The sequence below is a fragment of the Bacteroides sp. Phil13 genome (assembly GCF_001940965.1).
Lineage (GTDB): Bacteria > Bacteroidota > Bacteroidia > Bacteroidales > Bacteroidaceae > Bacteroides > Bacteroides intestinalis.
The window spans coordinates 1-26,026 of the sequence record NZ_MSHA01000045.1; the positions used below are offsets into that span (position 1 = coordinate 1).

At 40.5% G+C, this 26,026-nt stretch carries 15 protein-coding genes; all 15 read left to right on the plus strand.

Annotation, left to right across the window (positions count from 1 at the left end; genetic code table 11):
- A partial coding sequence (locus tag BWI44_RS08425; RefSeq protein ID WP_502688830.1) for a beta-xylosidase family glycoside hydrolase occupies window positions 1-265 on the plus strand: 265 nt, incomplete at its 5' end.
- Between the two features lie 59 nt (window positions 266-324).
- Window positions 325-2,217 (plus strand): glycoside hydrolase family 97 protein, encoded by a 1,893-nt coding sequence (locus BWI44_RS08430; protein WP_195209581.1) that lies wholly within the window; start codon window positions 325-327, stop codon window positions 2,215-2,217.
- A 415-nt stretch (window positions 2,218-2,632) separates the two neighbouring features.
- Window positions 2,633-5,086, plus strand: a complete 2,454-nt coding sequence (locus BWI44_RS08435) for a glycoside hydrolase family 31 protein (RefSeq protein WP_195209582.1) — start codon at window positions 2,633-2,635, stop codon at window positions 5,084-5,086.
- Window positions 5,087-5,402: 316 nt separating this feature from the next.
- Window positions 5,403-5,918, plus strand: coding sequence for a sigma-70 family RNA polymerase sigma factor (locus tag BWI44_RS08440; RefSeq protein ID WP_138292239.1), 516 nt, complete (start codon window positions 5,403-5,405; stop codon window positions 5,916-5,918).
- Between the two features lie 51 nt (window positions 5,919-5,969).
- Window positions 5,970-9,107, plus strand: a complete 3,138-nt coding sequence (locus BWI44_RS08445) for a SusC/RagA family TonB-linked outer membrane protein (protein ID WP_195209583.1) — start codon at window positions 5,970-5,972, stop codon at window positions 9,105-9,107.
- A gap of 11 nt (window positions 9,108-9,118) precedes the next feature.
- Complete coding sequence (locus BWI44_RS08450) at window positions 9,119-10,990, plus strand: RagB/SusD family nutrient uptake outer membrane protein (protein WP_138292241.1); 1,872 nt, start codon at window positions 9,119-9,121, stop codon at window positions 10,988-10,990.
- A gap of 23 nt (window positions 10,991-11,013) precedes the next feature.
- Window positions 11,014-11,496, plus strand: coding sequence for a DUF5018-related domain-containing protein (locus tag BWI44_RS08455; RefSeq protein ID WP_195209584.1), 483 nt, complete (start codon window positions 11,014-11,016; stop codon window positions 11,494-11,496).
- Between the two features lie 88 nt (window positions 11,497-11,584).
- Window positions 11,585-14,218 carry an endo-acting ulvan lysase-like protein gene (locus tag BWI44_RS08460; protein ID WP_195209585.1) on the plus strand — a complete coding sequence of 878 codons (2,634 nt, stop codon included), beginning with the start codon at window positions 11,585-11,587 and terminating at the stop codon, window positions 14,216-14,218.
- A gap of 18 nt (window positions 14,219-14,236) precedes the next feature.
- Window positions 14,237-15,859, plus strand: a complete 1,623-nt coding sequence (locus BWI44_RS08465) for an alpha-L-fucosidase (protein ID WP_195209586.1) — start codon at window positions 14,237-14,239, stop codon at window positions 15,857-15,859.
- Between the two features lie 106 nt (window positions 15,860-15,965).
- Window positions 15,966-17,930, plus strand: coding sequence for a glycoside hydrolase family protein (locus BWI44_RS08470; protein WP_229036218.1), 1,965 nt, complete (start codon window positions 15,966-15,968; stop codon window positions 17,928-17,930).
- Window positions 17,931-17,984: 54 nt separating this feature from the next.
- A complete protein-coding gene (locus BWI44_RS08475; protein WP_138292246.1) occupies window positions 17,985-19,382 on the plus strand; it encodes a glycosyl hydrolase family 28 protein in 1,398 nt (465 codons plus the stop codon).
- Window positions 19,383-19,503: 121 nt separating this feature from the next.
- The gene (locus tag BWI44_RS08480; RefSeq protein ID WP_195209588.1) at window positions 19,504-21,396 is read left to right on the plus strand and encodes a beta-L-arabinofuranosidase domain-containing protein; all 1,893 of its coding nucleotides are present in this window, start codon (window positions 19,504-19,506) and stop codon (window positions 21,394-21,396) included.
- A 125-nt stretch (window positions 21,397-21,521) separates the two neighbouring features.
- Window positions 21,522-22,916 (plus strand): glycosyl hydrolase family 28 protein, encoded by a 1,395-nt coding sequence (locus tag BWI44_RS08485; protein WP_195209589.1) that lies wholly within the window; start codon window positions 21,522-21,524, stop codon window positions 22,914-22,916.
- A 25-nt stretch (window positions 22,917-22,941) separates the two neighbouring features.
- Window positions 22,942-24,417: a family 43 glycosylhydrolase gene (locus BWI44_RS08490; protein WP_195209590.1), complete on the plus strand. Its 1,476-nt coding sequence runs from the start codon at window positions 22,942-22,944 to the stop codon at window positions 24,415-24,417.
- An 18-nt stretch (window positions 24,418-24,435) separates the two neighbouring features.
- Window positions 24,436-26,013: a glycoside hydrolase family 43 protein gene (locus BWI44_RS08495; protein WP_286812957.1), complete on the plus strand. Its 1,578-nt coding sequence runs from the start codon at window positions 24,436-24,438 to the stop codon at window positions 26,011-26,013.
- Window positions 26,014-26,026: the final 13 nt, after the last annotated feature.

Genomic DNA, 26,026 nt, shown 5'->3' on the forward strand with positions numbered 1-26,026 from the left:
TACCTGCTATCTGGAATATAGAAAGAACGATAACATAACGAGAGGAATACCCATCCGATCGCAATATGTATGGCTTAGGACGCAGTGGGGGTTAGATGGTAAATCCCACTATTATTATAGTCTGGACGGAGATAACTTCCTGCCGTTTGGCAAACCTTATCAATTGGTATGGGGAAATTACCGGGGTGACCGCGTAGGTATTTATTGTTTTAATGATAAGGGAGAGACCGGTTTCGTAGATGTGGATTATTTCCATTACCGATAGGAACAAGCCTAGCAGAAATAATTAACAATATAGTAATCAATAACAAAAAAGGGGAAATTATGAATTTACTTAAAAATGCATGGGTGATTCTGATTACCTTTATAGTCAGCTCGTGTCATACGGAAACATTTGACGTTGTTTCTCCTAACGGTGACCTGAAGCTCACAATGGAACTTGCAGAAGAAAATGCCTATGGTGAGATTGGCTTCTCAGTGGATTATGAAGGTAGACGTATTCTTTCCCAATCAAAATTGGGGTTGGAAACAGATGCACAGAAGTTGGCCAGAAACCTGAAATTAAAATCTGTTTCCACTGTGAAACATGTGACCGATGATTACAGAATGATAACGGGCAAACGTAGTCATTGTGTAAACGAAGCTTCCGAGCGCATCTATTCTTTTGAAAATGAAATGGGACAGACATTAGAAGTTACATTCAGGGTCTATAATGATGGTGTTGCTTTGAAGTACGGAATAAATGCCATTACTGATAAAGAGTATATAACTCACGAATATACCGCATATGCTGTTCCGAAAGGTGCCAAAAGATGGATGCAAGAATATGATCTGGGGTACGAAAAGTTCTTTCCCCTATCGACAGATGGAAAACTTGCCGACCGTCCGGAAGTTGATCTCTGGGGTTATCCCGCACTCATAGAACCGCAGGACTCAGTGTTTGTACTGATAACAGAAGCAAATATCAGGCGCGGACATTGCGGTTCTCTTTTGTATAATAGAAATCAACGCGATAGTTATCAGGTTCAACTGGCCGATAAACAACCGATTAGTGATGGTTCATGGGAGTCTCCCTGGCGGTTGCTTATCATAGGAGATTTGTCCGATGTGGTGGAGTCTACATTGGTGACCGATGTCTCCGACCCTTCCAAAGTGGAGGATACGGAATGGATAAACCCCGGTATGGTATCGTGGATATACTGGGCATACAATCACGGTTCCAAAGATTATCAAAGGGTGAAAGAATACATCGACCTGGCTGTCCGCATGAAGTGGCCTTATAACCTGATAGACTGGGAATGGGATGAAATGGAAAATGGAGGTAACCTGCAGGATGCAGTGAAGTATGCTTTGCAACAGGGCATTAAACCGTTGTTATGGTACAATTCGAGCACAAGCTGGCTTGGTCCCGGCCCCTTATATCGACTGAATAGAAAAGAGGACCGGGAGAAAGAATATAAACAGCTGAATGACATGGGAGTTGTAGGCATTAAGGTAGACTTCTTTGCGGGCGATAGTGTTGCCACCATGAACTATTATATGGATTTGTTGGAGGATGCGGTGAAATATAAACTGATACTTAATTTTCATGGTGCCACCATCCCACGCGGCTGGCAACGCACATATCCTCATATGATGTCGGTGGAGGGGGTGTACGGTGCCGAGTGGTATAATAATAATGCAATACTGACCAATCGGGCTGCTGAACATAATGCCACACTGCCTTTCACAAGAAATGTGATAGGACCGATGGATTACACTCCAGGAACTTTTTCCGATTCACAGCATCAGCATATCACATCGCATGGGCATGAGCTTGCGTTACCCGTGATTTTTGAATCGGCTTTGCAGCATATGCCCGACAGACCTTCGGTGTATGATAATTTGCCGGAAGCTGTAAAACATCTTTTGTCTGAGTTACCTACTACTTGGGATGATACGAAACTTTTGGCTGGTTATCCCGGAGTAGAAGTTGTTATAGCACGGCGAAAAGGCGATATATGGTATATTGCGGGTATCAATGGTACCAATGAGCCAAAAACGCTTCGTGCGTCTTTGGAAAACATTCCTACACATGGCAAGAAAATGTCTTTATTCAAAGACGGCACCGATGACAGAAATTTTGCTATTGAAGAAAATATTCCCCTGTCGGATGGACAGACCGATTTAGAAATAGGATGTTTACCACGTGGCGGATTTGTGGTTGTGATACAATAAAGTCTATAATTATAATAGAAAGAATACTACAAAAAATACATTCATTTTATTTTCACCTTGGTTCTGCGAGCCTCATGCCAATCCATAGACAAGAATTTCTACACCTATGATGCTGATGAGTGCAAGCATTTAGTGGAGTAGTTGGAACTTTTGATAAAAAATTATACTAATTCTAATTCAAGAAAGTCACTGGCATTGCTCCTAATGAATAGGTACATAAATGATACATTAAACTACTATTGGTTAAATTAGGCTTCTACTTAGGTGCATTGTATAGCATTGTCGTACTATTATATAATATATGTTTTTCATTAAATAATTTAAGAATTATATGAATGTATGTTTTCTATTGAAGCCAGTTGATAAACATCAATGGCTGTTAAGGGGATTTTCTGTAGTAAGCCTTTTGTGCTTGATGTTTTTTACCGTAAATGCCCGGAATAAGGGTGATGAACGATTTACGATCTTGCAGAATGGAGTTAATTTCCAGACAGAGCAAGGTAAACTGCGAGTTGAATTTGTTTCATCGGACATTGTACGTGTGCAATATACAAAAGAAAAAGAATTTCTGGGTAATGGCACCATCGTATGTGTACCTCGTACGGTGAAAAAAGTACCTTTTCAGGTTATACAGAATGGAAATGATTTGTCTCTATTATCGGACAGTTTGATTGTACAGGTTGATTTGCGAAATTATGCCATTAAGTATAAAGATGTACAAAGCAACCGCTTGCTGCTTGCAGAAAAAGAGATTAATCCGCGTGAAGGTGAACGGATATATACGGAAAATGTTATCTATAATGATGATAGTAAGCAAATTGTAAAAACAGCCGACGGAGAAAAAGAAGTCAAAGAAGTACTTCGTCGTGACACTATCGGATATAGTTGGAAATACCGTAATCATTTTCGATGGTCGGAAAAGGAAGCCATCTATGGGTTAGGGTCACATGTAGAAGATTACTTGAATCTGCGTGGAAAAGAGCTTCATCTATGTCAACACAATTTAAAGGCTATGGTTCCGGTGCTAAACTCTACAGCCGGATATGGCTTGTTATTTGATGCCGGATGTGGTATGTTGTTTAAAGATAAAAATAAAAATAGCTTTATAGAATTAGAGGCTGCCAAGCAGATTGATTACTATTTCATGAAAGGGTGTACATTGGATAAAGTAATAGGACAATATCGTTTATTGACAGGTCAGTGCCCAATGTTGCCCCGCTATATCTTTGGATACATTCAGTCGAAAGAACGGTATAAAAGTTCTCAAGAAATCATTGATGTGGTAACTAAATATCGTCAGTGCCAGGTACCGCTCGATGTTATTGTGCAAGACTGGAACTATTGGCCTAAAGGAAGTTGGGGTTATATGAAGATGGATCGTAACTATTATCCCAGTCCCGCAAATCTGGCAGACTCCATCCATGCTTTGAACGCTAAGCTAATGGTATCAATCTGGCCTAATCCAACAAATAGTCCGCAAACAAAAGACTTTATAACAAAAGGCTTGATGCTTGAACGTTCTGTTTATGATGCTTTCAATCCGTTGGCCCGTAATCTTTACTGGGAATATGTTAATAATGAATTTTTTAAAAATGGGTTCGACGCATGGTGGTGCGACTGTTCGGAACCATTAGATGCTGATTGGCAAAATATGCCTCAAGATTACAGTCAGCATAGCCATGAAGAGCGTTGGAAAGGTAATCTGAAATTATTGAGTGATGTACTGGGAGCTGAACGAAGCTGTCTATTCTCGCTCTATCATTCCAAAGGTATCTATGAAAAACAACGCGAGACAAGTGACCGGAAACGTGTGGTCAACTTGACGCGCTCCTCTTATGCAGGACAACAGCGTTATTCCACAATAACGTGGAATGGTGACACACATGCTTCATGGGCATCGTTTGCTCAACAGATTCCGGCAGGATTAAACTTTATGGCAACTGGATGTCCCTATTGGACGGTAGATATAGGAGCTTTTTTCACCCAAAGGAAATCACAATGGTTTTGGAACGGAAATTATAATCAGGGAGTAGAGGATCCTGGCTACCGTGAATTTTATACCCGAATGTTTCAGTATGGTGCTTTCCTTCCACTTTTCCGTAGCCATGGTACAGATACACCACGAGAGATATGGAACTTCGGAAAACCTGGTGAGCCATTTTATGATAGCCTGCTGAAAACAATCCATTTACGTTATCGTTTACTACCTTATATTTATTCTTTGGCAGGAGAGATTAGCCAAAACAATTATACCATCAGCCGTCTACTCGCATTTGATTTTGCCGATGATTCGAAAGTATGGGATATTAAAGACCAATTTATGTTTGGTCCCGCTTTTTTGGTATGTCCGGTAGTTACTCCAATGTATTATGACAATGGGGCTGCTATTCCTGAAGAAAAAGAAAAGAAGCGAAACGTATATTTGCCGGAAAAGACAACATGGTATGATTTCTACACCGGCAAAGCTTATGAGGGTGGGCAAGTGATTAAAGCCGATGCACCTATAGACCGGATACCCTTATTTGTGCGCCAAGGTTCCATTATCCCCATGGGTCCTGTAATACAACACACTGGAGAATTGCCAGGTAAAGAACTTGAAATAATTGTTTATCCTGGTAAGGATACCGATTTTACTTTATATGAAGATGAAGGCGATAGCTACAATTATGAACAGGGAGCATTCACGACGATTAAGCTAACATGGAATGACAAAAAGAAAGTTCTGACGCTCGGAAAAAGAACAGGTAAATTTGATGCTATGGATAAAATACGCTCAATGCGAATTGTCTTGCACACTCCTAACGAACAGAAATCAAGCAAAAGCAAAGTGATTCGATATTCGGGCGAAGAAGTTAAGTGTAAATTCTAAAGATAAAGAATGTGTCAGATATCAACTGTTATGCTCGATTCTGACACATTCATTTTTTTGAACTCCTTATGTTGAATGATGAGATTTATATTTTCGAGAGAAAGTAGATTCTATTTTTTTCTTTAGAGTCTCAAATTATTATATGATACTATGAGCTATACGTTCTTAAACATCTAATAAACAATAACTTATCTTATTTTTAATCTAAGTAAATTAGATGAGATTTGTTAGCCATACAAAATAATACTTTTTAGTTTTTACTTCCTATATTTGCTATCGTTAAGTAAATGTAAAACCATTAACCAAGGTCTGAAACATGAAAAATACTTCGATGACAACCACTGAATTGATAGCAGAATATTATACCGACTATCATCATTCGGTCTACTTATATATCTACCACAAAATAAATAGTAAAGAGGAATCCAAAGACTTATTACAAGATGTATTTCTTCGTTTGATGGAATATAATCAGATGTTACGCCGTGACACGGTGAAGTACTTCATATTTACCATAGCTCGTAATCTGGTAACCGATTATTTGCGTAGCTACTACAGGAAACAGGAAATGACTTCTTATATGTATGATGTTGCTGAATATAGTAATAATGAAACTGAAAGTGGAATCATAGCTAATGATTTGCTGGCACACGAAATTAGTAAATTAAGAAAGTTGCCACTTCAACGTCAGAAAATTTATACGCTGCATCGTTTTGAAGATCAATCTACAGCAGACATCGCTGCAGATCTAAACCTCTCTCACCGTACAGTCGAGAATCATTTGTTTATCAGCCGTAAAGAAATTCGTGAATATATGCAACAGTGTATCTGAATTTACATAATATCAATATTATAATAGTGTTAATTTCTAAATTTATGAATTATGAAGAATGAATTTCTAAAATTTTCCTCGAAATGGATTTTGTTCTCAACTATGATGGCTTCTGCAATGCTGGCAGGTAGTCCACAGCGTGTACTCGCTGATACCAGCGGAGTACAGATTATGATGCAATCGGGAACAGTGAAAGGCCAAATCACAGATACTAATGGCGAACCGGTAATTGGTGCAAGTATTCAGGTGAAAGGAACTAATACCGGTGTTATTTCTGATATCAATGGAAACTTCGTAGTAAATGCGGCCTCTAATGCTACATTGGTGGTTTCATATATAGGGTATAAGACACAAGAAGTTCATTTAAACGGGAAGGGCAGTGTATCTATAACTTTACAAGAAGATTCGGAACTACTTGATGAAGTTGTAGTAATGGCCTATACTTCTACAGTTAAACGCAAAGTAGTTGCCTCTGTTACAAACGTTGATATGAAACAAATTGAACAGATGAGCGGTTACAAGGATTTGGGAAATGCTCTGCAAGGACGCGTACCAGGTGTAATTGTTACCAATAAGGGTGGAGGACCCGATGCAACACCTTCCATATCTATTCGTGGCGGTGGAGATCCAATGTATGTTATTGATGGGATAGTTCGGGACAAGGGAGCATTCCTGCGTTTGTCATCTCAGGACATCGAATCCATGTCAATAATGAAAGATGCCGCTTCGAGTGCTGTTTATGGAGCTTCAGCAGCAAACGGTATAATCGTTGTGACTACTAAAAAGGGTCGTGAGGGTAAAATGAGAATCGGATATACTTTTGACGGTCAATATAATGTACCTACGTCAATCCGGGAAAAGTATAATTCACTGGAACTTGCCGAGATGCAAAACGCCATCAGTGATTATATGGGATCTGCCAAACTTTATTCAGATGAAGTATTAGCTTTGATTAAAAACGGAACCTCCGCTGATTATCCCAATACAGATTGGTGGGATAAGCTAATAAAGAAAGGTGTATTATCGCAACGCCATACTTTAAACCTCGATGGAGGTTCTAAGGACACTCAATATCGTGTCTCATTCATGGTGTACGATCAAGGAACCCTACAAAAGAAAGTTGTAGGAAAATATAATCCGAAAGATTACAAGACTTATAGTCTGGGAATAAATCTGAACCACCATTTCAGGAATGCAGGTGTGAAGCTGGGAGTCGATTTACGTCCTTATTTAGTTGACAATAAGTCTTTTGGAGGAGACGTTTTTGGAGGAATAATAAGCTTAAGCCCGTTGCAAAAGACTTATAATTCGAATGGAACATACGCTCCAAACAGCCCCATGGCAACCTATGCAGATACCAACGGTGGATATACTAAAGATTTCAATTTCGGTACAGATGCCCGGTTAAATTTAGAATGGGATATAAAATGGATAAAAGGCCTGAAAGGAGTGTTCTGGGGAAATTATGCATTAGGTAGCACAAATAGAAAAGAATGGACAAACAATGTTCCAACTTATAATGAGGACGGTACTACAGTAGAAATAGGCTCGCCTATTTTGAATATGAAAAAAGCATATAACTGGGTATACGAATTCAATGCCGGTCTTCAATACGATCAGAAATTCGCGGAACATAATTTGTCGCTTGGATTATTTTACAATCAACGCGAAAACTATTCGGAAGATATTTCTGCCAAACGTATTAACTATTTCGATAATATAGACCAACTTTTCGCCGGGCCTACCGACGGACAGACTAATGCCGGAGGTGCTTCTGAAGGAGGTCGCTTGGGTTATGTTGGAACTTTGAGCTATGACTATGCCGAAAAATATCTACTTAGCGCCAGTTTTCGTTACGATGGCAACGACGGATTTGCAAAAGGTGACCGTTGGGGATTCTTCCCATCTGTAGCATTGGGGTACATGGTTTCGAACGAGAACTTTATGAATGGTATAAAATCTGCCATCAAGATGGATATGTTTAAATTACGTGGCTCTATCGGGCAAATCGGTGAAACCTCTTCCCGTTTTGATTACCTTTCCAATTGGGGAGTAGACCAGAATGCAACTTACATTGGTGGAGCAATTGTACCGGGAGTTACACCGGCAGCGTTAACCAGTAAAGATTTAAGCTGGTATACAACCACAACGTGGAATATTGGTGTAGATTTCGGTTTCTTTAATAACCATCTTACAGGTAGCGTTGATTATTTCTTCCGTCGTACAAAAGGATATTTAATTAGTCCAGTCGAACGGTTTAGCTCTACTTTAGGAAATCATATAGGCAGAAATGGGAACACCTATATTTATGGTCTTCCAAAGATTAAATCAGATGATGCTTTTCGGCGTGCCGGCGCAGAGTTTTTCCTAAATTGGAAAGATCGTATCGGAAATGTCACTTATAGCGTAGGTGCAAACCTTACTTTCTATGATGAATTATGGGAAAAAAATGAAGCAGAGGATAATGCCGTAGCATTAGGTAATCCCAATAAACGAAAAACTCATGTCACTATTGGACAGGGAGGTCTGGTCTATCTTAATGAAGGCCTGTTCAGAAACTCCGACGAGTTGTTAAACGCAGCGATTCAAGATAGAGGAAACGCTATGATGGCGGGTGATATGCGTTTTGTTGATGTAAACGGTGATGGTGTTATTAATGAAGAAGATATGGTTTACGACAATAAATCCCGTAAATCAATCATGCAGTGGGGAATACCTTTCAGTTTAGAATGGAAAGCATGGTCTGTAGAAGGATTATTTCAAGGATCAGGTCCTCAATACGGCTTAATAAACGCTAGTGTCAGAGGAACCGGGTGGGGCAGAATCTATTATAAAGATCAGTTGGATTTTTATCACCCGGGCAATGTAGATGCAAAATATCCGCGTGCGGATAATAGCTATGGAGCATGGAACGGAGAATTGAACAGAGCTAATTCGGATTTCTGGCGTGTGAACAGAACGTATGCCCGCTTGAAAAATCTAAGCATATCCTACAATTTGAAGCAAGATCTTCTCAAAAAAATCGGATGGGTAGGTACAGCCAGAATTGGCTTAACCGGAACAAATCTGTTCACAATATGTCCGTCAATGAAATATGGTGACCCGGAAACCGGAGCTGTAGAAGACGCAAGTGCTCAGGCATATCCGGTAACAAGAACATACTCATTAGTGATAAATTTAGGATTTTAAAAAAAACAGATATGAAAAATATATATTTGATTTGTATGGTTGCAGTAGCCATAAACATGTTGACTTCATGCGAAGATATACTGGATAAATCTCCTCTTGATTTAAGAACAGAGGAAACTGTTTGGAGTGATCCTAAGCTGGCACAAGCTTACCTGAATAGAATATGGTATATGACTGGACGTAATGACTACGGTAATGAAACCTGGTTTTCGCTCTATGCCGGTCCATTAACCCCCGGTACAGATATTACATCAGACAATTGCTATAGCAATTGGAACAGAGGTGCAGCAGCATCCAAAGATGATTCCAATTGGAATGAAAATACCGATATTGGCCTTTTTGACAATTATATAGATATAAGGCGTTGCAACATTGCCATAGATCATTTAACCGCAGGGTGTGGTTTTGGTGAAGAAATTGAAAGAGATATGTTGGGACAAGCCTATTTCGCCAAAGGATTGAACTATATTACCAGAGCGAAAGCATTTGGCGGATATCCGATTATTGATAAAACACTGACTCCCGATGATGAATTGGATTTACCACGCGCATCCGCTAAAGAGACCTTTGATTATGGAATTGGATTATTGGAAAAAGCTGCTGATTTACTAAATAAGACATCTCCCTCCGGAAGACCTAATAAAGGGGCAGCCTACGCCTTACTTTCGGAGGCTAATATTAATGCGGCCGCATTCATTAAATATGCAATGATAAACAATATACAACCGACTATTGACCTCAAGCCTTATTATGATGCAGCCATAAAGGCAGTAGAAAATCTGGATGCACTTGGCATTTATAAATTAGAAACTGCCGCTGATTGGAAAAAACAGTTTAACGATCTTGCATACGTTGCCGGAAATCCTTCCGAAACTATTTTGGCTCAATTCACACCGCCCGGATTATACCAGCTTAGAAATGACAAGATGGTGGAAATCAACTGCTACTTACCTACGTTTTACGACGATTTACTTACCGATGAGGTTAAAGTTTCTTATAACAATAAACCTTATCTGGGATATACCCTAATTGATGGATGGCAAACCATCGCCCCTAATCCTAAAACGGTAGAAGAGTCGTTTTACATTAAAGATTTAGATGGTAAAGCTCGTCGCTGGCAAGAGTCGCAGTTGTTTGAAAAATATGTTACGGTGACCGATGGAGTATATGCCCTGAACGCGGCAGCTGCTGCCGATGGAGTAACTGATATTTCAGAATTAATGTATGCAAATCGGGATAACCGCTTTTATGGAACAGTCGCTTATGACGGAAGCACTTATTTTGGCAACCAATTTGATGTACGCCGTGGGGGAAATATGCATCCTTTATCTTTCAAGACATTGAATGGCTATGGTGCGATAACCGGATATCTGTTTATCAAACCGGTTCCGCAAACCAAAGCCTGGACTCAGCAAGACTACTCCGGTTTCCACCGTAATTGTTTGCGTTTGTCGAAAGCTTATCTGAATGCAGCAGAGGCTTATATGTTGAAAGAAGATTGGACTAACGCCCGTATATATATCAATAAAACACGTACCAATAACGGACAATTACCTGCTTTACTCAGTGAAAACGGCGACGAATTATGGAAGATATATGTGGATGAGCGCAACGCAGAGTTAATGTTGGAAAATGATCGTTATTATACACTTTTGCGCTATGGTATTCATAAGAAAAACGCGGAAATTATTGACCAGATGAATTTTGGTCTTATGAAGCAACTGGAAATTGCTGCCGATGGAAAATCCTATGAGTATGTTGATTTACTTTTAAACTCATCGACCAATAACTTTGTATTTAACAGATACCGGTATTTGTTTCCAATTGCCAAAAAATATATTGATGCAAATCCCAATTATGCACCCCAAAACCCTAGATACTAATTATTACCAATAAAAATATAGACATGAAAAAGAATATATTCCTTTTGATATTAGGTAGCCTGTTTGTATTTACATCCTGCCTTGAACATGGGTTAGATGATATAGAAAACTCTGATTTGTGCGCTATTTCCTCCATCACCATGGAACATAGATGGATAGCAAAAAACAATAATGGATACGATCAATTATGTCGTCAACAAATGACATTGAGCAAAGGTACTCCCGATGAGAATAATGAAATTCGCTTTAAAATAACTGTTCCGGTGGCCAGTACATCAACGTCGTTCAATGCGTTTAATGCTGAAGTGAGAAATACTGTTTCAATCAGCAATTTATATCTGCTTTCCGTAATTAGTGCGGCAGCAAAGATTGCCCCAGTGGATGGTGCTCCAACCTTAGGGCTTCCGGGATCATTTGAAATAGGTAAAGAATATAAATATCAGGTAACTGCCGCCAATGGGAAAAAAGCTATATTTACAATAGTAATTGAAGATTTTATAAAGTAGCAAATCTTGCTATTGGCCAAGCAAATAATATCTACGGTAATATTTTATTATCGTAGATATTTTTATCCTTTAAATATATACTGTAAATATGAAGAATAGTATTGTAATAGTTATATTGTTATGCCTGTTTAGCTCTACTGTAAAGGGACAATCACTGAGAACCTACAACTTCGATAAAAAAGAAGTAATCCAAAAGATAAAAGAAGAGCAATGGGCCAAGGATGCTTACGAAAACATAAGAATCAAAATAGATGTATACGCAGACCGGCATACAAACGATCCTGAATGGATAATCTCTCGTTTGGCGATGTACTGGAAAGATGGAGAACATTATACTCAGTGTTATTTGAAAAAGCAAAACTGGGATAGAGGAGAAGGAAATGCTCCTGTTCCAACTCTCAGAATGCCCGGAATGCGAACATGGAATAAATATGTAAATGTTCCATTGGAAGATCGGATTCCTTACAATGAAACCGGCGATATGTGGGGGATTACTAAAACAAATCCGGAACTCCCTCCCGTTCTTATTCCTTACAAAGAATCCGGACACATGATCAGATATAATAATATTGACATCTTAGCCTTAGCTGAAGAAGCATCCTTTCTTTATTGGATTACGGGAAAAGAAAAATATGGAAAGTTTGCAGCTGATATATTTTACACCTGGCTAAAGGGTGTTTATTATATGAATCCGATATTAGATCCGGATTGTTCTACCGGAGGACCCGGTGGATGGGAACCCGGCGGTATCTGCGGCTACTATGACTACGAGCAAATACACGATGACATGGCTCCTTATGTTGCGCAAATTTATGATTTCGCGTATGAATATCTAAAAAACAACCCAGATCCACACCTACAGGAAATAGGAAAATCCCTGCAAGAAATAACAAGTATCGTTTTAAAACGCTTCATTGATATTGGATTTGTTCGGGGTGGGCGTAACGGCAATTGGAATGTGAATGGTTGGAACATGATGCTTCGCCCCATACTTGTACTTGAAAGTAACGATGCTTACAAAGATGGCAAAGGACGTGAGTATTATTTGCATTATTTCACCACTGAAACTACAAAGTATCACGAGGCATTACCCGATATATTAAAATCTTACGATCCTGTGACAGGGCTTTGGCCGGAGTCTCCCGGATATGCCCTGGGAACCGTAAGCATGTTACTTGATATCGCTTTAATGCTAAAAAGCAATGGGATAGACATTATTGCAGATAATCCCGTTATGCAAAAAGCCGCTTTGGCCGTATTCCCGTGGATTGACGAACAGTGTAACCTGATTGTTTTTGGCGACAGCCGCGGAGGAAGTGCCAATTTTACGATGTTTGAGAATTTGCTGACCTATTATACCTTAACCAAAGACGAAGACAATATTAAAAAGATTGCCGCCGCCTTGAATATGGGTATCAATTCAGGAAACTACAACCGATCCAAATCAAATTGGACCGGATTATGTACCTACGTTCGTTCCATTCCTCAGGTAGAAAATATAGAAACAGAACGAATGTCTTATTCCGCACATCACCGGATGATAACGATGAAGAACTATAATGGCAACAATAAGATGATGGCCCTGCTTTACGGTGGCAAAAAAGGATATCATCTAAGTGCTAACGGATTAGCAATGCAGTTATACGGATTTGGTTATGCCCTGGCGCCTGATGCAGCGGGATATGAATCCTATTGGAGCGCAGATGTCACCTATCATCAATCGGCTACGGGAAGCAACACAATTATGCCGGGATACACTGAAGGAGAAATCAAGATTAACGCCATGGAGCCTATGGTTGATTCTCTTAGCTATACAAATAGCAAAGAATTAAATCCGTACATCAATTTTGCCGATGTTACTGCTGGCGAGAAGCGGAGAATGGTTGCAACCATTAGAACTTCCGACGAAACAGGCTATTATTTAGATCTTTTCCGCTCAAATTTAGATAACAATGATTACCTGTACCATAATTTAGGCACTTCTTTGTCTTTATATACCAAATCGAATAAAGAATTGAAATTAACAAGTGTCGAAGATTTAGGCGTTACATACAGCAAAGGATACGATTATTTTGCGAATCCCCGTAAAATATCTTATAAAGATGATTTTATGGTTCATTGGAAGAATGATAAGAGTCCGATTTCAATGTGTATGTGGATGTTAGGCGCCGAAAACCGTGAAATATACCAGGTAGACGCACCTTATACCACGTTGAATAAAGCTTTGACTCCAGGTGAAGTTTCCACCCCGCCGTCATTCACACCAACCTTAGTGGTGCGGCAGAACAGCAATGCTTGGACGAAGCCGTTTATCGGAATCTTCGAGCCGGTAAAGAATAATAAAAAATCGGTAGAAAGCGTAACAGCACTCCATACCGAGAATAATTTTATCGGATTAATAGTTGCATCCACAAATGGCAAAAAGGATTACCTCTTACATTCCATTGATAACCAGCCACATCATCTGAAAGGAAATCTTTCATTCAGTGGAAACTTTAGTTTGATACGAGAAAAGGAAGGACAAATCGAAATGCTTTATCTAGGAAACGGCAGTTTATTAAAGAAAGGCAATTATACAATCGAAGCAACGAATAACGCTTACGTTTCTATATATAAGAATAACGGGACCTGGTACTATTCTTCCGATTCTGAAGTAAATGTTGTATTAGCAGGAAAAAAAATTCATCTTTCTGCCGGATATAATCAGGAAATCACTTTTTAAAATTAATAATAAACCATCATGAGAGCCCTTATCTTAACATATATATTAGTATGCGTCACACTAACCTCTTGTACCCCCAACCACGAAAAAATGCTGGAAGGGAAATACGAACCCACCTGGGAATCACTCGCGCAATACGGGCAAGCGCCCGATTGGTTCAGAAACGTAAAGTTTGGCATTTGGGCACACTGGGGACCACAGTGCCAACCCGGGCAGGGCGACTGGTACGCACGTGGAATGTACGATGAAGGAAGCCTGCAATACAAATGGCACGTAGAAAACTATGGTCATCCGTCAGAATTCGGATTCAAAGATGTAATTAACACCTGGAAAGCCGAAAAATGGGACCCCGAGAAACTAATGGCCCTCTATAAAAGAGCAGGCGCCCAATATTTCTTCACACTGGGGAACCATCACGACAACTTCGACCTTTGGGACAGCAAATACCATAAGTGGAATTCTGTAAATATGGGCCCCAAACAAGATATTGTGGGCAAATGGGAAAAAGCGGCACGCACACAGGGAATGTACTTCGGGGTAAGCATTCACTCAGCACACGCATGGACTTGGTATGAAACCGCTCAGCGTTCCGACAAAGAAGGCCCGATGAAAGGCATCCCTTATGACGGGAAACTAACCCAAGCCAACGGTAAAGGCAAATGGTGGGAAGGATACGACCCGCAGGAATTATATGTACAGAGCCACCCACTAAGCGACGGAAGCGAAAAAACCAATCGCATCCACAGCCAGTGGGCATGGAAAAACGGAGCATCCGTACCCACCGAAGAATATTTCCAGAACTTCTTCGACCGCAATGTGGATATGATTAATAAATACAATCCGGATATGATATATTACGATGACACCACAATGCCCCTGTGGCCGGTGAGCGATGTCGGATTGCGTACTGTAGCCCATTTTTACAACAAGAGTCTGAAAGAAAACAAAGGTAAAAACGAGGTGGTAGTATTTGCCAAGGTACTTACCGACGATCAGAAAGAATGCCTCGTTTGGGATGTAGAGCGAGGCGTGCCCGATCAGATACAGGAAAAACCCTGGCAAACATGCACGTGTTTGGGACATTGGCACTACCACAAGCCTACGTATGATAATAATGCATATAAATCCGCCAAAACGGTTATACACATGCTCACAGAAATCATCAGTAAAAATGGTAATATGCTTCTAAGTGTGCCCATGCGGGGAGACGGAACCATCGACGACAAAGAGGAAGCCATACTAAACGGAATAGCCGACTGGATGGATAAGAATAAAGAAGGAGTTTTCGATACCCGCCCGTGGACTGTTTTTGGCGAAGGACCTGTTGCCGAATCACCCAACCCGTTGACGGTGCAAGGCTTTAACGAAGGGAAGAACAAACCTTACACTGCCGAAGACATCCGTTTCGTAACTAAGGGGGATGTTCTGTATGCTCATGTAATGGCATGGCCCGAAAATGATAAAGTAATTATTAAATCATTAGCGGCAGGTAATCCTCTTTATCCACAATCAATCAGAGACGTCAGCCTTTTGGGAACCGATGCCAAAGTATCTTTTAAAAGAACAGCTGAAGGCCTGATTATTAATCTTCCTTCTGAAGTGAAGCCAAATGAAATATCGTTCGTTTTAAAAATCAAATAATCTATGAGTCTACTTTAAAAAGTGCTGAAATGCACTTTTTAAAGTAGACTCATCTATAAACAATTTTATGAATAGGAAAATTTTATTTTGCAACATTCTAACAGTAATGTTGTGTTTATTGTCTGAGCTACCTCTGTATGCGCAAAACAACATTGTTCACGTATACACACCATTTACCATACCAGCCACGGGACCGGGTGGAGTGGCATACCCTTCACATGTGAGAAATGACGCTATATCTACGCGATTTGGTGTGAAGATCGCAGATGTTAGTGTACCCGCTATCCGTTATGACAACACCGTCAATGGAAATCAGGGGCATAATATGGATATTGCTCGCTTTGCCTCAAACACCTTGACGCCTAAAATTGAGATCAATATCATGGGAGGCAACGAAATCAACAGTGTTACCATCCACCCAGTGCGCTTTTATCCACAAAAAGCTATTACGATCAGTGCTGATAGAAGAACGCTCACATTCGAGATGGCGAAGAATCTACCGTATGCCATAGTGGTCATCAACGGTGATGATCCACAAGATGCCTCAACGAGTAATCCGCAACTTACGCTTATAAACGACCCTTTGGAAGATACGACGACGAAGCCCTCGCTTCCTGCATCCAATGTGCTTAATTTTAGAACGTTTTCAGAAAACTACCTGCGGGAAAATCCAATTACGGACTCAGTCGGACAGATTTGCCGTCCTGCCGGCAGTGTTACAGACGCCAGCCTTAATGACGGAAAACTTTTAACATGGAATCACGAAGCCGGCCGATTCGTCTCGTATACAAGCAAAGTAGTTGCGTTCCCCAACCTGAGAGCAAGAGACAAAAACGACCTTTCCGATGCACTACAAGCGGCTTTGGAGAAAATAAAAAATACGCCCGAACTCAATACACTATACATTCCTGCCGGGGTCTACCTATGGTCGGGCCTTAAAATACATAACTGGAACGGAGACGTCAACAACGGCGGAAAGCCACTTTTCGTCTATACCGACGAAAATGCACTCATGATAAACCGTCAAAAAGAGTGTAGAGAGGCTATCGAACCAGCAATTTACATTGCATACTCCAGCTTTATAACAGTTTCAGGTCGCGGTATGCACGATGGACAAGGTTGTCTCTCTTTCTCAACCGACAAAAAAGATGCCAAAAACACTCCGCATCAGGGGGGAGTTGTGGTAAAAAAATCTAATAATATCACATTCAACGACACATACATGCGCGACTCCCAGCAATGGAACTGGGAAACACATGATGTTGTAGACGTTGACCTGAACAATATTAAGGGGCTTTCGCCTTACAATCATGGATGGATAGACGGACTCAATCTTTCGAGCGGTAAGAACGTAACAGTCAATGGCTCCATTACCCTGGGAAATGATGATGCATTTGCTACAGGCCATTATAATCCTTCGAACGAATTTCCGATGCGTACCTATAATGAGAACAAATCCATAAATTTGACGAATACAGATGCGAATCCGGCGGAGATACGCAACACATTCGCAGCGGCAGGTGTCTATAACAAGGAGCGGCTGAACTGGAGTAACTCCGACACAGAGAACATCCGCGTTAGCAATGCCATTGGATGGACACGGCTAGCCCACTGTATACGTGCAGGAATCAATACCAAAACAAGCAATCCTGGGGCCGATACCTGCGGCAGGCTACTAAAAGGTTTCTACTTTGATAATTTTCATGCTATAGTCGGCAGGAATGGTAGCGGAGACATCCGATTCGTGAACTACGACAGTTCTACTTCCTGGCCTTTGTATGAAAAAATCGAAATAAAAAACTGTTCGTTTTGGAAACCCGGAGATAAATGGGCCTTTATCCAAACTATGGTAGATGGCAAGCAAATGATACAAAACTTCATGATGCAAAATCTCTATTTTGTAAAACCGATAGCAAATCCCTCAGCAACATTCTCAGGAATCATAAACCTGACCATAAAGGAACTTTACATAGAAGGACAGCGGATACGAAAGCGTGACTCTTCGGGTCTCACAGATCGCCTGAGCTATGTGACTAATTTTACATGTGATTTCGCTACATCTGATAATTAGACGCCTATAAATCAAGAATATAATTTGTATTATTATTTATAAAAATAATGTTTTATGAAAATGCAATGGTTGATAGCCTTATTGTTTGCTGTAACTGGTGGAATACATGCTCAGATTATTACCTACCCTGTTCCACAGCAATTGTACTATGCACGTCATAACGATGACTATACAGTAAGTGTGCGTCAGGTAGGGGCACAAGATTGGACTGATTTATATGAATACAACGTTAAAGTGGATATGGACACCCGTTCGGACGCTTCTATGGTACAGTTTGATTTTACTGGAAAAATAGAAGTGCAGATACAGAAGAACAATGGTGATGTTCGCTCAATTGACATTCGTCCGTTGTCCAAAGATATAAAACCGATAGTAGATGGGAATTTTGTGCTGTTTACATTAGACAGGCCGCAAAAGCTCTCTATTGAATTCAATGGCGACAGATTGCATAATTTGCACTTGTTTGCTAATGCTATTATTAAAGATGTTCCTGATAAAAGAGACCCCAAAGTGATGTATTTCGAAGCTGGCTATCACGAACCGGACGCGCAAACAAAAGAGTTCCGCATACCTTCCAATACAACTGTTTATCTGGAAGGAGGAGCCGTCTTAAAAGGACGCCTCAATTGTGATAGCACAGAGAATGTCAAAATTCTGGGAAACGGCATGTTGCTCGAAACCTCTAATGGGGTTAGTGCAAATTATGTAAAGAATCTTTTGGTAGATGGCCTGACGGTAGTAAATCCACGTTATAATACATTAAGTAGCGGCGTTTCTGATGGAATCACATTGCGCAATATTAAGTCATTTAGTTATCAGGGATGGGGAGATGGACTTGATTTCTTTTGTTGCAAGCATGTATCTGTAGACAATGTGTTCATGCGCAACTCCGATGATTGTATTGCTGTTTATGGACATAGATGGAACTTTTATGGAGACACAAAGGATATTAAAGTATTCAATTCTACTCTTTGGGCAGACATTGCTCATCCAATAAATATAGGGGGACATGGGGATCCCGATTCCATGACCGGTGAATTGCTTGAAGATATCACTTTTAAGAATATTGATATTTTGGAGCACGATGAAGACGGTATCTTGTATCAAGGTTGCATGACTATAAGTTGTACGGATAAGAATAGAGTACGAAACGTCTTGTTTGAAGACATACGGGTTGAACATATTCAAGAAGGTCGTTTATTTAATCTTCAGGTATGTTTCAATCCAAAGTATAACAAACAACCCGGTAATAGTATTGAAGACGTTACTTTCCGTAATATTACATATTATGGTTCCAGAGAAAATCCTTCGCTTCTTGAAGGACTAAATGAAACTCATCGGGTTCAGAATATTATTTTTGAAAATATTGTAATTAGAGGAAAAAAGGTTTCTTCTTTGCAAGAAATGAATGTAAAAATGAATAATTTTGTAGATAAAGTTATTGTGCGTTGATAAAGTCGGACAAGAATTGCGAAACTAACAATTTTCAGATTAAAGAAAAGAACCATAAATAAAATATTTGATGCTAGCAAACTTTTGTGCTAGATGCCTTATTCTTTTAAAATCATAAAATATGAGATTGATAACAGTCTTTTTATTAGCAGGATATTCACTTCTTTTTGCTTCTACACTCAAACAGAATGACTTCTTGCAAATCAATTCACAAAGCTGTGCGATAAAACGCTCCTCTTGTACTATAGAGAAAGTGCACCCTTTCTTAAATTCTGAGGTTACATTAAAATCTTCATGGATTGAACAACGTGCATCTTTAAACTTGCAATACCTGAAGTCTTTGGAGCCAAATAGATTATTGCATAATTTCAGAGTAAACGCAGGTTTGCCATCCTCCGCAAAACCATTAGAAGGCTGGGAGTCACCCAAGATTGGGCTCAGAGGACACTTTGTGGGGCATTATCTTTCTGCATTGGCTAGTGTGGTCGAAAACCGTCAAGATACCTTGTTATCAAAAAGGCTGAAATACATGGTTGCAGAATTATTTAAATGCCAACAAGCATTAGGGAACGGTTACTTAAGTGCTTTTCCCGAAGCCGACTTCGATAAATTGGAGACTACTTTTGGAGGGGTTTGGGCTCCTTATTACACTTATCATAAGATTATGCAAGGCTTATTGGATGCTTACATTCGTACAGGAAATGAACAAGCTTATCAGATAGTAGTTGGAATGGCTGACTACGTAAAGCGACGCATGGATAAGCTCTCTCCCGACACAATAGAAAAAGTACTATACAGTGTAGGAGCCAATCCATCAAACGAAGCAGGGGCGATGAACGAAGTCCTTTATAAATTGTATGAAGTATCTGGAAATCCGCAGCATTTAGCTTTAGCAAAAATATTTGACCGTGATTGGTTTGCTATTCCTCTCTCCAAAAACAAAGATAACTTGAGTGGTTTGCACGCCAATACCCATTTAGTATTAGTAAATGGTTTCGCTCGCCGTTACTCTCTTACCGGAGAAGAATTATATCGGAATGCCACTTTAAACTTCTGGAATATGTTGATGAAAAGTCATGCCTATGTCAATGGTTCGAGCAGTGGACCTCGTCCAAATGTCGTTACTCTCACATCTCTTTCGGCCGAGCATTGGGGAACGCCTAGGCATCTTAGTAATACAATGACGAAAGAGATTGCAGAATCATGTGTGTCTCATAATACCCAGAAACTTACTTCTACGCTTTTCACTTGGACAGCGGAACCAAAGTATGCTGACGCTTATATGAACACATTTTATAATGCGGCATTAGCTTTGCAAAATGCACATACGGGTGATTGTGTCTATCATTTACCTTTAGGTTCTCCGCGTCACAAAGCTTTTCTCAAAAAGAATGATTTTCGTTGCTGTAATGGTTCAAGCATTGAAGCTTTCTCTTTACTTAATTCCGGGATTTATTATCACGATGATTCCTATTTATGGGTGAATCTTTATGTGCCTTCTGCCGTGCAATGGAAGGAAAAGAATGTAACGATTGAACAGGATGGAAATTTTCCTGATGCATCGACTGTTGATTTTACAGTATCAGTTAAAAAGAAGTCAGACTTTACGCTGAACCTGTTTATTCCTTCATGGGCACAAAAGGTTGATGTATATATCAATGATGAACTACAGAAAGAAACTGTTTCACCGATGTCCTACATCAGCATTCATCGCCAATGGAAGAATCATGATAGACTAAAAATGATTTTCCATTATGATTTTCATTTGAAGACGATGCCTGATGATGAAAATGTGATAGCTTTGTTTTATGGTCCTACTCTCTTGGCTTTTGAAACTACTTCGGAACTTATTTTGAAAGGAAGTCATTCTGATATTCTCAAGAATTTAAGTATCTCTGCCGACCATACCTTTCATTTACGTAATAATGGGAAAGAATATTTGCTACATCCTTTGTATGAGATAGACAATGAATCGTATGGAGTATATGCTACGATTAGAGATGAAATTCTATGACCAAGCTATGGATGCTACCTGTCATGGTATGAATATTCCTTGCCCATTTCACTATTGAAACATTCTTCATGTATTGAGTACTTTTTAGCTTTCAAGCGTATCAATATTATAAAATGATAAAGCTTATGAGACAGATATTCAGATTGTCAGTAGCAGCGTTATTGACATTTGCCGTGGGAGTACAGGCACAAGTGATAACTTATCCTGAAGGATTGGCGACGGGGATGCCGCATAATGATGATTATACGGTTCGTGTCCGTGTACCGGGTAGGGAATGGAAAGACCTGTTTGAGTACAATGTACAGGTAGATATGGACAAAGTGCAGGATGCCTCGATGGTACAATTCGATATGGGCAGCCCGGTAGAGGTAATGGTGAAAAAGAATAATGAAACGGTACGTGAGGTCGCTATTCGTCCGTTGAATAATAAAGTGGCTTATAAACAAATACAAAATACCATTTTTTTCACCCTTGACAAACCTCAATATCTCTCCGTGGAGTTCAACGGCGACCGATTACATAACTTGCATCTCTTTGCCAATCCGTTGGAAACGGAAAAATATGTGCAGGAAGAAAAAGGTGTTATATATTTTGGTCCCGGTGTACATCGCCCCAAAGATTTACCCAACAATCAGATTCGTATTCCAAGCAATACCACCGTTTACTTGGCGCCTGGAGCGGTGGTCCAAGCGAAGCTGCTGGTAGATAAAGCCGAGAATGTACGTATCATCGGACGGGGAATCCTGAATCACCCCATTCGGGGAATTGAAATTACCGACTCTAAGCATGTGTTGGTGGATGGTATTACGGTGGTCAATCCCGACCATTATACCGTTTTTGGCGGTGGCTCTTCGGACATCACAATACGGAATCTGAAATCTTTCAGTTGTAAAGGTTGGAGTGATGGGATTGATATGATGTGTTGCCGCAGAGTGATGGTTGATAATGTCTTTATGCGCAATTCGGATGACTGCATCGCTCTCTATAACCATCGTTGGAACTGGTGGGGTGGTTCGAGTGATATCACAGTTAAGAACTCCGCTCTGTGGGCAGATATTGCACATCCCATTAATATAGGTGGTCATGGCGACCCTGACTCTCCGAATGGAGAAGTGATTGAGAATCTTGTTTTCCGCAATATCGATATATTGGAACAGGATGAGGATGATGTGCCCTATCAAGGCTGTATGGCAGTGGTTTGCGGCGACAAGAATCATGTACGGAATGTACTGTTTGAAGATATTCGTGTAGAAAGTATTCAAGAAGGACGCTTGTTTTGTGTGAAAGTCAATTTTAACCCTAAATATGATAAACAGCCTGGAAACAGTATCGACGGAATAACTTTCCGCAACATCAATTATACAGGTGTGGGCGAGAATCCTCCATTGATACAAGGATTGGATAAGGATAGGAAAGTGAAAAACGTAACCTTAGATAATGTAGTGATTAATGGAAAGCGGATGAAAGATTTGAAAGATTGTATCACGAACGAGTTTATTGAAGGGATAAAGGTGAAGTGAATGCATTAGAAAAACATGAAATATTATGAAAACAAAGTTATTATTACCCATCTTCTTATTCTGTAGTTCCATATGTATGGCACAGAATTTTAATCCGATAATCCCGGATAATATAGCCGACCCATCCATCTCAAAGTTCGGTGATACCTACTATCTATATGGTACAACCGACATCGACCGAGGGCTTGAAGAAATGGGACCTCCTGTAGTGTGGAAATCAAAGGATTTTGTAAACTGGAGCTTTGAGGGAACCATTTTGAAAGAGATTGCTTGGAATAAGCCTTATGTATATACTGACAAAAACGGTATGAAGAAATGTGGTTATTACAGGTATTGGGCTCCGGGGCGAGCTATAAAAAAAGGAAATCTTTATTATCTGTTTCCAACTATTGTTTCACCGGACGGAACATGCCCAGTATATACATTAGTGTCAGAATCTCCCGACGGACCTTTCCGTTTTCAAAATGGGGATGGTTTGTTTTGGGAGAATCTGCCGGATGGGAAGAAAGCCAGTCAACCATTCATTCCAGATATAGATGTTGAACCATTTACCGATGACGATGGAAGAAACTATGTTTACTGGCGGCGTAGAAAAGCTGCTGAGGTGAATAGTGATTTCTCTCAAATTCTTGGAGAAGTTATCACTATGCCAACTAAAAGGACAGCCTATTCTGAAGGACCGACACTTTTTAAAAGAAAAGGTATTTATTATTATATATATACCCAAGGAGGTGGTGAGAATTACCGTAATGCCTACATGATAAGCAAAGAAGGACCTCTGAGCGGCTTCAAGGCTCCCAAAGGGAATGATGTATTCATATCTTCGTCTCTTGAAAATGGAGTATGGGGACCTGGTCATGGTAATGTGTTCTATGATGTCGATTCGGATAGTTATCTTTTTACTTATCTGGAGTTTGGCGAAGGAAGTACTACCCGGCAAGTGTTTGTTGACCGGATGCAGTTTAATCCTGATGGCACTATTAAAACCATTGTACCTGATTTCAAGGGTATAGGATATCTCAAAAATGTCCCGGATAACCGTGTTAATCTGGCACTGAATGCAAAAGTATCGGCGTCAAGTCACAAAGAAGAAAGAGTATCTACCAAGAAGGTAGAAACAGACCAAAACAATCCGAAACCCAATGAAGGATCTGTTGTTGTTGCCTCCCGCACATTTACCTATCTGCCTCAAAATGCGGTTGATGGTTCAAACGGAACCCGTTGGGTGGCATCTGGTGATGATAAAACACCGAATCTGACACTTGACTTTGGGAAAGTAATGAGCCTGAATCGTTGTGAAATGTTCTTTACGCTCCCAGCTTTTGGGCATACGTGGATTCTGGAAAAATCGACTGATGGGAAACAATGGCAGGTATGTGATATACAGAATGAAAAAGCTGTACGCTCACCACATGTGGCTACAGGAATAGGAGATGCCAGATATTTGAAAGTTAAAATAGTAACAGGCAATCCGGGTTTATGGGAAATTAAAGTGTACTAACCAAATTTATATTGAGACATGAATAAATACACTCTGATAATTCTATTATCCTTGCTAGGCAGTGGAGACATATTTGCGCAAAGCGACAGGGCATGGGGCGACTGGCACAGTTGGGGGGAACAAAAAGACGATACTTACCTCAACCCGATTATTCCCTCCGATTATAGCGATATCGACTGCATTCGTGTGGGTGACGACTATTATGCGATATCCTCCACCTTCCAGTTCTCTCCGGGAATGACCTTACTGCATTCCAAAGACCTCGTCAACTGGGAACTTTGCGGAAACATCATCAATGATTTGACTCAGATTGGACCAGAATTGAATTGGGATCGTATGAACCGCTATGGCAAAGGGGTATGGGCAGGAACATTGAGGTATCACAACCAACGGTTCTATCTGTTTTTTGGTACACCCAACGAAGGGTATTTCATGACCTCCGCCGCTCACCCCGAAGGTCCGTGGGAACCACTGACACCACTTCTTGCCGAAGCAGGCTGGGACGATTGTACTGCAATGTGGGACGACAACGGAAAAGCCTACTTTGTCGGCACCCATTTTGCCGACGGATATAAGACCTATCTCTTTAAGATGACTGAAGATGGGAAAAGCATTGACCGGAAATCTGCGGTACTCATCAATTCGGGCAGTGGCAGGGAAGCCAGTAAATTGATTAAGGTGAACGGTTGGTATTATCTGATTTTCAGTGAGCATAAGCCGGGAGTGGGCCGTTACGTCATGGCAAAGCGTTCCAGGAAGTTGACAGGACCCTATAAAGAAGAAAAACAGTTGGCACTGCCCAGTTGTGAGGCTATGGAACCGAATCAGGGAGGTATTATCCTGGGAAAGGACAATAACTGGTATTTTCTTACCCATCATGGAACAGGGGACTGGAGCGGGCGAATTGTCAGTCTCCTACCCGTTACGTGGGTAGATGGCTGGCCCATACCGGGTGAAGTGCTGCCCCAGAACATCGGTGCAATGAAATGGAGTGGAAAGATGCCTTTCAAATATACTGAGAAACTATCTATCAAGCGTAGTGATGACTTCGACGATGAACGGCTTGCCCCGCAGTGGCAGTGGAACTATCAGCCGAGAAAGGAATACTTTTCACTCACCGAACGTCCGGGCTGGTTACGTCTGAAAGCTTACCGCCCCTTAGAGGCCGATAAACTGCTGAAAGCCGGCAATACACTTACGCAGAGGACTTTCAGAAAGCAGGATAATGAGGTCGTGATAAAGATGGATATTTCCAATATGAAAGATGGACAAAAGAACGGGCTTTGCCACTTCTCTTCACAACATTCGGCTATTGGCATAGTAAAAGAAGAGGGTACCTGCTATCTGGAATATAGAAAAAACGATAACATAACGAGAGGAATACCCATCCGGTCGCAATATGTATGGCTTAGGACGCAGTGGGGATTAGATGGTAAATCCCACTATTATTATAGCCTGGACGGGGATAGCTTCCTGTCGTTTGGCGAACCTTATCAATTGGTATGGGGAAATTACCGGGGCGACCGCGTAGGTATTTATTGTTTTAATGATAAGGGAGAGAACGGTTTCGTAGATGTGGATTATTTCCATTACTGATTGTAACCGGAAT